The organism is Billgrantia hypersalina (genome assembly GCF_052584175.1).
In genome coordinates, this window is sequence record NZ_JBMIQI010000011.1 from 588,423 (window position 1) to 597,304 (window position 8,882).

Annotated in this window: 8 protein-coding genes; all 8 read right to left on the reverse strand. The window is 55.5% G+C overall.

Annotated features, from left to right (window positions below; all coding sequences use genetic code 11):
• Positions 1-106: 106 nt before the first annotated feature.
• Complete coding sequence (locus ACOJCM_RS09890; RefSeq protein ID WP_445211883.1) at positions 107-1,489, reverse strand: hypothetical protein; 1,383 nt, start codon at positions 1,487-1,489, stop codon at positions 107-109.
• Positions 1,476-1,979: a hypothetical protein gene (locus tag ACOJCM_RS09895; RefSeq protein WP_445211884.1), complete on the reverse strand. Its 504-nt coding sequence runs from the start codon at positions 1,977-1,979 to the stop codon at positions 1,476-1,478. Before ACOJCM_RS09895 ends, ACOJCM_RS09890 begins: the two co-directional genes overlap by 14 nt.
• The gene (locus tag ACOJCM_RS09900; protein WP_445211885.1) at positions 1,969-2,445 is read right to left on the reverse strand and encodes a DUF7665 family protein; all 477 of its coding nucleotides are present in this window, start codon (positions 2,443-2,445) and stop codon (positions 1,969-1,971) included. Before ACOJCM_RS09900 ends, ACOJCM_RS09895 begins: the two co-directional genes overlap by 11 nt.
• A 4-nt stretch (positions 2,446-2,449) precedes the next feature.
• Positions 2,450-2,947 (reverse strand): hypothetical protein, encoded by a 498-nt coding sequence (locus tag ACOJCM_RS09905; protein WP_445211886.1) that lies wholly within the window; start codon positions 2,945-2,947, stop codon positions 2,450-2,452.
• 106 nt (positions 2,948-3,053) lie between these two features.
• Positions 3,054-6,461, reverse strand: coding sequence for a UvrD-helicase domain-containing protein (locus tag ACOJCM_RS09910; RefSeq protein ID WP_445211887.1), 3,408 nt, complete (start codon positions 6,459-6,461; stop codon positions 3,054-3,056).
• A gap of 4 nt (positions 6,462-6,465) precedes the next feature.
• Entirely contained in the window at positions 6,466-7,116 is a 651-nt protein-coding gene (locus tag ACOJCM_RS09915) for a hypothetical protein (RefSeq protein ID WP_445211888.1), read from the reverse strand.
• A complete protein-coding gene (locus ACOJCM_RS09920; protein WP_445211889.1) occupies positions 7,113-7,919 on the reverse strand; it encodes a hypothetical protein in 807 nt (268 codons plus the stop codon). The genes ACOJCM_RS09915 and ACOJCM_RS09920 overlap by 4 nt, the downstream gene beginning before the upstream one ends.
• Positions 7,920-8,171: 252 nt before the next feature.
• Positions 8,172-8,882 carry a M48 family metallopeptidase gene (locus tag ACOJCM_RS09925; protein ID WP_445211890.1) on the reverse strand — a complete coding sequence of 237 codons (711 nt, stop codon included), beginning with the start codon at positions 8,880-8,882 and terminating at the stop codon, positions 8,172-8,174.

Below are 8,882 nucleotides of genomic sequence, written 5' to 3' on the forward strand. Positions count from 1 at the left end.
GATGTGGCGAGCTTTATGTTTAATGGATGGGTTTTTCAATTTGAGAATATTATGTTGTGTGCGTACGTGACTGTGTGTGAGCAGTGGAGAAAACTCAATTTTTTAATCACGTTGATGGGGTCGCATTAGTTGTCCCAGGGTTGAAAGGAGGAAGGTTATTAGACTTAACCACAGTCCTGTGGCTGAGCTCTCTAAGGTGGCCATCCAGAAGATCGTGCGTATGAGCCCCATTAGCGAGGCGGATTAACTCACTTATCACCACAGAGCCAGCGAGAGCCCCTACGAACGGCGCTCCGACCGTTCTTCCTGCGAGCTGGGTTAAACCACATCGATCCGCACCTGAGGCGGCCAGCGCTTCGTACGCGGGCAAGTCAGTGCGCACTAATTGGCTTGAGCTGGTTTCGTCCCAGATATCACGTGCTTTGCGCGCGCCCGGAAAGACATGGGTGCGGAAACCCAGAAAATCCTTGATACCGCCGCCAAGGCCGCATTCGATAACCCTTGTGAAACCGACATCCTCAAGCGCGCTGCGGGCAAGGGCATTGTCTACACCGCATAGTGCGATTGCAGGGTCATCTGAACCGACATGGAAGTTCGCAGCAAACCGCCGCTCCATGATTGCGGTATTAAAACCTCGGCGATCTGCCCACTGGGACATCGCTCGAGTTTTGTGGGTCCCGATATTTCCTTGATGCGTGAGCAGTGACGTGCTGTCGTTGGAGGCGGCCAGAAGATCAAAGTCCTGAAGAACCAGATTAACTGCCCCTGGATCTTCGTATGGGAGCAGTCCCAGTGTCCAGAGATATGCCTGTCCCAGATTCCCGAGGCCGATAAGCCAAAGCGACGAGGGCAGGCGCGTAATCGCTGGACCAGTCGCTTCAGGGGTTTGCCAGTCGAGATCCGGTCGCCAAAGAGACAGACCGGCTGAGCGCCTTCCTGCGGCTGGCTGATTCCCCCGTAGATGCTGAAACGCTTCGGCTACGGCGAGCGCCCCGGCAAAGACGCCTGAGGGAACAAACTCGGTCCGCTCGGCTAATCTCCCCGAGCTCGACTTAAGCGGCACAACGCCGGCCGCCCAGCCTTCAAAAGTAATTCTCACGCCAAATTTTTGCTCAGGCGTGACCTTAGGGGCACCGATCACGACAAGTGGTGTGCCGGGTCTGCTGCTTCCAACAACTACTCCGCCGAGGCCTGCAATGGCCTCGTGCAGGGTAAGGTAGGGACGCAGCGGCACAAGCAGAGGCGCATCAGGCACACTCATCACCTCGACGCCACCTAGCAGGCTGCGGCGTGCAGTGTTGACGACAGTAAGCAGGGCGGCCTGATGGGTTTGTGAGTAGGCAATCTCCGGGCCGACACAAACGCTTAGGCTATAGCCGGCGAACAGGCGTTCTGCCTCTTCCACGGTAGCGACTTCACCTGTGTCCAGAGCTAACTTAACAGTCCTGTTCAGGCGATCTGCGATGGCAGAAGTATCAACAGCGGACATCTATAGCTCCTTTATTTCCAATCTGTAGGAACCGCGTCACCTTCTTGCCGCTCAGGTTACGCCAGCGGTGCGTACCTTGGTACTCATAGAAGCCGAGAGTCTCGAGGTGTACTGGCGGACGGGCGAAGAAGGGGACGATCAGAGCGAGATGACCGCGTTGCGCGATCATGGGGTTTTGCTGGTCGGCGTAGCTCTGGCGTGCACCTCTGGGATGGACGTGTATATCTGCGACGACCGTAAGACCAGTTGTTCGGCATAGCTCCCATAGCGGGCCAAAGCTTTCGCCATGCATTATGACTACGCCAGTACGGTAGGCACTTGGATCGAGATCGTCATAGTAGACAATGCGTTCGACACTTCGCTCGCCATGTGAAGACCGTCCCAGCAAAAAGGCTCCACTTTCATGGATGTCACGAGTGCGGCGGTGCAGCTCACTTAGAAGTTCCTCCCAAAGGTCACGGTATATATAAAGGCTTGGATCAAGCTGCACGGCGGCCTCCATAGTCTTTTGAATGCAACAGGTCGCGCACGATGCGCAGATACTTGCAGATGCCTTTTTCAGGTTCCCACAGGAGGGCAGGATGCTCCTGCCGCCATTTATCATGACCCTCGAGTGCTTGGCGGTCGCAGGGCAGATAGAGGCAGGAGGCGTTTTTCCAACTCGGGTTAAAGGCGAGTCCAACGCGCCCGCCACCGCCTGGCCAGCGGCCTGACGTCAGGGGCGTGTCGGTAGCAAGGTCCCAAGGACGGGCGGTGACCGGCGTCTTCGGATAGTCGGTGCAGTGGAATTTGAAGCCGTATTCGTCACCGTCGCTGGCGACGATGCCCACTACGACCTCCGGCCACTCCAGCTTTACAAGCCGCCACCAGCCCCGTGCTACGCCGCTGCGAAACCTCCCCGACTCCAAATGGAGCCGGAGCATCTGTTCATCAGGGGGAGTTACTGGTTCTGTCATGCTGTTACCCCTCCACCCGCTTGAGCGGGACCAGATCAAAGTTCAGCTTGCAGTTTGGGCAGGAAACCAGGGTCCCGATATGGGTGTCCGGCTCTGGGCGGTCGTTGGTGCCACTCAATTGGAGCACATGCTCGGCTGCATCGCCGGGGGCCATGCCGAACCCGTTGAGGGCTGCCCACTTCTTGAGTGTTTCAATCGTCTTGCCTGGACCGAACTTATGCTCGTGCGTCGTTCCATTGAACGACACCTCCACCTCAATCTGACGACAGCGATGAACATGAAGACGGGCGGGATGGCCGACTTCAGCTTCCGGCAGCGAAGCGTCCTGGGCGAGTGGCTCGTCGGAATCTTCCGGAAAGACATGAAAGTCGCCCTCAACCTCGCAGTTGCGATGCTTGGTGGCGGCCTTGAGCACGTCATGGACGCCTTTACCGGCTTCGATCTCTACGATCTGGATGTCGGGGATATGCTCCCCTTGCAAAAGAATCTCGGTAGTTTTCACCGCTATGCTCCTTTCGGTTGCAGGAGCGTGGCGGCCGGCCCATCCGGCTTTTCATCGCTCCATACCAAGTCAATCGGTAGGGCACGGAAAAACCGGAAACGGATTCTTAAGATTTTTTCGGGGGAGGGCCAGTGCCCGGGACAGCGGGGCAGATGAAATATTGCGGGCAGCGGGGGCAGGCTCGGTCGCTGGGGCTGGGGGGAAACGCTCCAGCTTTGATACCGGCCATGGCTTCATCATACTTCTTCAGACGATTTCGAATGACCGTGTCAGTCATATCGACCGGAACAGCCTCATCACTAGAGAGAAACAGGGCTTCTACTTGACAGGGTCCCAGCTCCTGGACGGCAGCGTGTTGATAGAGGGCGTAAATGTTGTCGTCGAGTTTCTTCTGGGGCTTCCCGGTGCGCAAGCGGCGGACGACATGGCCAGAAGGCGTTTTCTCGACATGATCGGGACGTAACCGGATGGTGCCGTGCTGTCGCTGGATATGCCAGTCCGCCTCTATTACCTCACTGCTGGCCTCTCTGCGGTTAACCGCACGCTCAATGATCGGGACCGCAGCATCCCAGTAGACCTGCTCATAGGGGTGCCCGGCAGGCCCGATCTCTGTCCAGGCCTTTTCCAGTCGTGCGACGGCCTGTTCGGGTGTGGCTGTTTCCTTGGCGCCGAGACTGCCGATCCAACGAAAGACGCTATACACCGCTCTATGGAATTGTACATACGCTCCGTCTTCGCGCGCACCACTGAGGCCGAGGACCCGCTGGTAAAAGTAGGACAGAGGGCAGCGCATATACTGATCCAAGTCCTCTGCGGTGTGCAGGTCTTGCTCTGGAGCTACATGCGATAGCAGTGTCGCACTTGCGTCGGCACAGGAGCCATCCCGCCAGGTGGCGGGGCCGTCCGGTGGATGAGGCAAATGGCGGGCGATCTGTGTGAGGAGGGAAGATGGACGGTTGCGCCGCCCGCCCTCTGTCTCCGCGCGTGACAGGCACAGTAAATCTCGAGCGCGGGACATGGCAACGAAGAAAAGGCACTCCTCCTCCTCCGCGTGGGTGTCCTGTGGGTTCTCTGCTAACATGCCGGCCGGAGGCGGGCACGGATTATATTGTGGATTTAATGGGAATTTACCGGTGCCGAGCGCGGGGAGGTATACAGCTTCAAATTCCAGGCCCTTGCTCGCGTGGATAGTCATTAGACGTACGGCATCGATGCCTGACGCAGCCGACGGCAGCTGGCGCAGCTGACGTTCATCGCCAAATACTTCCATACGCCGTACCCATTGCAGGATCTGGTAACGTGGATTGCCGGACCGAACCGGGCGAAACTCGATGGTGAACTGAAGAAGCTGGAAGACCGCCAGGCGCTGCTGACGCAGCGCTATACTGTCGTCAGCTAGCAGCCTGTCGAGAAAGTGGCTTTGCGTAAAGAGGTAGTCGAAGAGTAGAGCGGCAGCGCTCGTACCGAAACCCACATTTTTTAAATGCTGCGATAGCTTTGTGAGTCCAGCTCGGCCTTGATCTGAAAGGTTCGGAATATCGTCGAGCGTTCGTATTGCTTCGAGTGGGTGTCGTTGATGTCGCTCTGAGAAAGCCAAGATTGCTCGGGCGTCTTCCAGAGGAATCCGGTATTCCGGGAATTCTGCTATGCGCAGCAACCCACCTCTCAGAGGCTCACAGGTGAAGGAGAGCAGTGCGAGCAGGTCACGGATCTCTGGCCGCTCGAATACATCGCCGAGATAGAGGACGGGCACACCGTGCTGTTCCAGCCGCCCCGCAAAGCGGGCAAGGTTGGTGTGTGAGCGGCAAAGGATAGCCTGCTCTTTGTAATGTACGCCCTGTTCATGACGCTGCTGGATTTCGCGGGCAATTCCTGCGGCCTCGGCGTCAAGGACCGTGCCCACGAGCATGAGGACCTCGCCGCCCTGGTGGCCACGTTTTGCATGCCACTTTGCAGGAAGGCCGCCAGCACTGGCGCGCATCTCGGGGCTAAACGCTTCTACGAGGCGTACGACATGCGCTTGTGAGCGATAGTTCGTATCAAGGGAAAGGCGCTTTCCATTCGGGAAATCGCTTTCGAATGAACGAATGTTCTGCGGCGAGGCGCCTCGAAAACGATAAATCGACTGCCGGGCGTCCCCGACGACCCAGAGATTCTTGCCGTCTCCCGATAATTCCTTGAGTAAAAAGCTACTTGCCCGGTTCACATCCTGGTACTCGTCGACAAGCACGTGTCTATACTGGCCGCGTATCTCAGTGACCACTTCAGGATGCTTCCGGAGCAGCTCAATCGGCTTCAAAATAAGGTCGGCAAAGTCAACAAGGCTTTCTTCGTTGAGTATACGCTCGTAGGTCGCGAAAACCTCTGCGACCTCGATGACGCGCTCTGCGGCACCGGTGGATTCTTCATCCGTCGCCCGAGTAAGCATTTTATTACCGAACGCCCAGTACTCATCCGGGCCGATGAGTTCGTCCTTAGCACGAGAGATGGCGTTTAAAATGTCGCGGAGCGCGAATGCCGGTTCGTTTAGCCGAAGATAATGTTTAAGAGGCAGATCCGGTAAACGTTCCTCCAATAGGAGGAGGGCATCACTGGGGTCGAGTAGCCGTACATCCGTCGGCAGATCCAGTAGGTGCCCGAATTTGCGAAGCAGCTCAAGACCGAAGGCGTGGAAGGTGCCAGCCCAGATCGCAGGTGCGGCGGCCGCGGCAGATACAGTAACCCGTTCACGCAGCTCTTCCGCCGCCTTGTTGGAGAAGGTAAGAGCCAGGATGGAGGAAGGATTAGCGCCTTGGTCGAGAAGCCAGTCGATGCGTGCGATCAGGGTTCGAGTTTTCCCGGTACCAGGTCCGGCCTCAATGAGGTGCGGGGCGCCTTCAGCCTCGGCGGCGATGCGCTGTGAATCGTCGAGGCCGGGGGGCGGAGTAGCTCCCTTCTCCGTCTCTGCTGTGGGCTGTGGCTCGATATCGGGGACGAGAAGCCCGCGTGCCAGCTGTTGTTGCACAAGACCAAGAGGAAGTCCGAGCCGCTGTGCGATATCGCTCGCAGACAGACGGTCGACTACGAAAAGACGCCGAGCCTCAGCTGTTGGCAGAAGAAACTCACGGGCGAAGACGTTTGCCTGGCATTCACGGCGTTCGCGAGGGCCGTAGCCCTCGACGCGCTGTGTTCCAAACGGCATACGCTCTTCAGGCATCAGAGCATCAATGTCTACGCCATGGCAGGCGCCTGTTGCACTGTCGAGCCAGTGGTGCCCAAACTCATGGGCTTGATAGAAGGCGGCTTGCTCGGAACCGACATTATCTTTGTAGAAGATGGCAGGTATCTCAGAATCGAGGATCGCTTCAGCTCCGCAGAGAAGAGGATCTCCGTCTGGTACCGCTTGCCGCTCGATATCCGTCAACTCCGTAGCGGCATCCAGCAAAGCGGCGGCACTCTTGTCGCCGTCAATACAGGCGCTGGCTTCTGCGTGGCGCTGACGTGCCAGATATCGGACCGAATCGAAGCCTTCCAAAGCTCTATTCCTCCTCGAGATCAGCTGCCTGATCGAGCCACCGTGCTTTTTCTGCTTCACTTAATGAAGAGTTACGCACAGCATCGGTAAAGGTCTGTTGCCCGGTCGCTTGCGGCTTCTCACGAGCAAGGAAAGCCTGTCCGGCCATCCCCTGTGGAGACGCAGCGAAGTACTCTATGACAGATCCTACTGGTCGGCCAAGCAATCGTGCAATATGGCTTGTCAGTGTGCCAGGGATTGTCTCTGGCCGGATTTGCCGTTTGCTCAGCTTCGAGAATATGGGAAGGTCGAGCTGGCAGGCCTTCGCAAATTCCATCGGCTTCATGCCGGTTTTCTTCGCTTCGTCTGCGAGGCTTGTCATTGGCGTACTGTTGGCTGTCGAATCGTCTCGTTCTTGCTCGTGCTTGAAAGCTACATTCTGAACATGACTCATCGCCCGGTCGACCAGAAGCCGTTCTTCTGCCTCGCTGAGAGGTTCACTTTCGGGCAGCATCTCTTGCTCTGCCCATGTCGCCGCGAAGTCGATCAGCTCTTCCTGAAAGTTCGGATAGCGCTGGATGAAGCTGTTAAGCGCTTCTGCTGTGGGTTGCTCATAAGTTGCCACAAATTCGCTTAATACATCATCCCATGTGGGTTCTTTGTAAGTTGTCATCATTTTCCTTTCTCCCGGAAACTTGCCAATAGACGGTCAGCTTCCTTCAGCCTGTTGCGTATAGTGCGTCCTGTGCACTTGAAGTGCCGGGCGAGAGTGGCTTCGTGAGGGGGATCATCACTGGGATTGTCGGCACCAATTTTCATACCGACCGCATGCCTTAGCAAAAAAAGCTGGCGTAGATCATGAGGGAGCACACCCAGCCCCTGGGTGAGCAGAGTCATTTCTTCTGGATTTAGCTGCTTATCTTCCTGCTGGTCTAGCTTCGTTTGTCCTTTGTTTTCCCCGTCGCCTGATAGGCTGGTATCGAGGCTCTCTACCTTGCTGGAATGCCCAGTCGATTTCCTGTACGCATCAATACATCTCATTTTCAGATATCGCCAGAACCGAGCCTCCATGAACCCCAAATCCTGCTCAGAGCTAAGAATATCTTCGACGAGCTCCGCCAAAACGTCGCCCATAAGGTCTTCGCGCTGTTCTTTAGTCGCACCGCGGAACTGGCTGCGGAAGAAGATCGTGCAACGCTCAAGCAGTGATCGGAACAGTGCGTCTCGTGTCTTACTGTCTCCCGCCTGGTTGGCCCGCCGGATAAAATACACAAGGGCCTCTGCGGTCAGGGCACCGGGGTCGCTTTCAGGGGGACTGGCACGTTCGATCAGCTTCGCTGTGTCCAGCTGTTCAACTTGCTCGATCTGACGCTGCGTCTCAGGTAAGCGTTCATAGCCCCGTCGTCTCAGCGGCTGGGCCGAGGGCGGTTTGGCCTGTCTTTGGACCGCTTCGTGCGGCGTTGGGTTCGTTTCAGGCATGATCCCCTCTTATTTTCAGTTCTATCCTGTCAGTCGATAGAGCTCGCAGAAACCGGAAAAGAAAATTTTTTATTTATAGTAAATATCTACGGGAACATAACTAGCATCCAAAAAAACAAACTAAAATACAACCTATGATTAATGTGCTGCATCATGCAATTAGACATAGTCAAGTTCCTTGCGCTGCTTCAGTTTGTCTTGTCTAGCTAGACGGTCTTAAAAATAATTTCTAGGTTGGTCTTTATTGATGTTTTATGCAAGCTGTCTTTCCAGCTTCGCTTTGCGCTCTTCCCAATCTGGCATGACTCGATCCAAAAGAGCATAGAAGTCACGGCCGTGATGTTGGTGCGCTATATGGCATAGCTCGTGTGTGATCACATACTCAATAGAGTCCACGGAAGCACGAATCAGGGAAAGGTTGAGAATCAAGCGTCCCCGAGGAGTCATCGATCCCCAGCGTTGTTTAAGCTGCCTGACTTCTAAGCTGCTAGGTTCAAAATCAGCCGGTGAGGGGAATAGATTCAAACATCGGTTTACTCGTTCAGGAAATTTTACACGGGCTCTTTCACGGTACCAGTTGTTAAGCAAAGACTTCGTAATATTCTCTTGGCTCGGCTTGTGGCTCTGAATTATAATTCTTCCACGATAAAGCTTTACACCTTCAATGATGTTCGGGGTTACTTTAAGTTTGTATTGCCTGCCCAGGTAAAGGTGTGTTTCTCCAGAAATAAATTTCCTTTCTGGTGTTCTTGGCTGGAATTGAGAAAAGAAACTTAATTGCTTTTTTATCCAGGGTGCGCGTTTGCGCACCTTTTCAAATATATGGTCAAGTGAAGCGTTGAACGGGGCGATCACTTCAACTTCGAGCGCAGGAGTCACTGTGATCGACATGGTCTTTCGATCACGTCGATCAAGGAAGAACTCGATATGGCCTTCGCCGTACGGCACTTGTAGAGTATCCAT

Excerpts from the sequence above, each read along its gene's own strand:
- ACOJCM_RS09920 (WP_445211889.1), bottom strand. The coding sequence starts at position 7,919 with ATGCCTGAAACGAACCCAACGCCGCACGAAGCGGTCCAAAGACAGGCC.
- ACOJCM_RS09890 (WP_445211883.1), bottom strand. The coding sequence starts at position 1,489 with ATGTCCGCTGTTGATACTTCTGCCATCGCAGATCGCCTGAACAGGACT.
- ACOJCM_RS09900 (WP_445211885.1), bottom strand. The coding sequence starts at position 2,445 with ATGACAGAACCAGTAACTCCCCCTGATGAACAGATGCTCCGGCTCCAT.
- ACOJCM_RS09915 (WP_445211888.1), bottom strand. The coding sequence starts at position 7,116 with ATGATGACAACTTACAAAGAACCCACATGGGATGATGTATTAAGCGAA.
- ACOJCM_RS09925 (WP_445211890.1), bottom strand. The coding sequence starts at position 8,882 with ATGGATACTCTACAAGTGCCGTACGGCGAAGGCCATATCGAGTTCTTC.